This is a genomic window from Streptomyces sp. SID10853 (genome assembly GCF_010548145.1).
Classification (GTDB): domain Bacteria; phylum Actinomycetota; class Actinomycetes; order Streptomycetales; family Streptomycetaceae; genus Streptomyces.
Window position 1 is genome coordinate 1 of record NZ_JAAGLN010000481.1, and the last position, 1,249, is coordinate 1,249.

Below are 1,249 nucleotides of genomic sequence, written 5' to 3' on the forward strand. Positions count from 1 at the left end.
CCGGGCCTGCGCGGCCTGTTGGGGTCGGTGGGGATCATCGGCACCGGGCCCAGCACCTCGGCGTCGTCCGGCAGCCTGACCGCTTCGATGAACTCTTCGAGCGGCTGGGTACGCCCGGACACCGCGGCCATCCGGGAGACCGGCGGGAAGCCCAGCTCAGCCCGGTCGGCCAGCTCACGGACCGCGTGCCCGGCCGGGTCCCAGCGGACCAGCGCCTGTACGGGGCGGAGCGTCGGCTCGGCGACGACCACCACCGTGCCGCCCTCGCTCTGACTCCGTACCAGCGCGGCCGCGTCGATCCAGCGGCGCAGCGCCTCCTCGCCCGCGCGCAGGTCGGGCCGCCCGAGCATGGCCCAGCCGTCGAGCAGCAGCGCCGCCGCGTAGCCCCCTTCGGCGACCGGTTCGGCGCCGGGCGTACTCACCACCAGGGCGGGTCTGCCGTCCACGGTGTCCAGCACATGGTCGCGGCCCGATGTCCTTACCGGCACGGCGGGAAAGGCCCGGCCCAGTTCCTCCGCTGTGCGCCGGGCGCCCACGATCTGCGCGCGCAGTCTCGTGTGACCGCACTCCAGGCAGTGCCAGCCGGTCGCGTCGCGTCCGCACCAGCCGCATGTCAGCGCCCGTTCGTCCGGTGCCTCCAGCGGGCCCGAGCAGTGCGCGCAGCGTGCGGGCGTACGGCAGCGTTCGCAGGACAGCCGTGGCACATAGCCCCTGCGCGGCACCTGCACCAGGACAGGACCGCTCCTGAGACCGTCCCGCACGGCCTGCCAGGCGAGGCTGGGCAGCCTGGCCGCCCTGGCTCCCTCGTCCCGCGCCAGATCGTGGTCGCCCACCGTCCTCACGAGCGGAGCCGCGGCCCTGACCTGCTCCCGGTCCGCGACGAGCGGGGCGGCCCAGCCGGTCTCGACGAGCTGGGCGGCCTCCACCGTGCAGCTCGTACTGCCCAGCAGGAACGCGCACTTGTCGTGTGCGGCGCGCAGCAGCAGGACCTCGCGGGCGTGCGGCAGCGGTGCGTGCGGCTCGCTGTGGCTGGAGTCCCCGTCCTCCCAGATGACGGCGAGGCCGAGGTCCTGGACGGGTGCGAACATCGCGGCCCTGGTGCCGACCACGGCCCGCACCGCGCCTCGCCGCACCGCGAGCCACTGCCGGTACCGCTTCTCGGGGCCAGCGTCGGCGGTGAGCAGCGCGTGGCGCCCCGGGCCAAGGGCGGCCGTGAGCGCGGCGTCCACCCGGGCCGCGGACCGTCCGT

General features: G+C 75.6%; 1 pseudogene. It reads right to left on the bottom strand.

Features of this window, described 5'->3' with window-relative positions:
* Window positions 1-1,249: pseudogene (locus tag G3I19_RS36490) on the bottom strand (primosome assembly protein PriA); the annotation flags it as partial.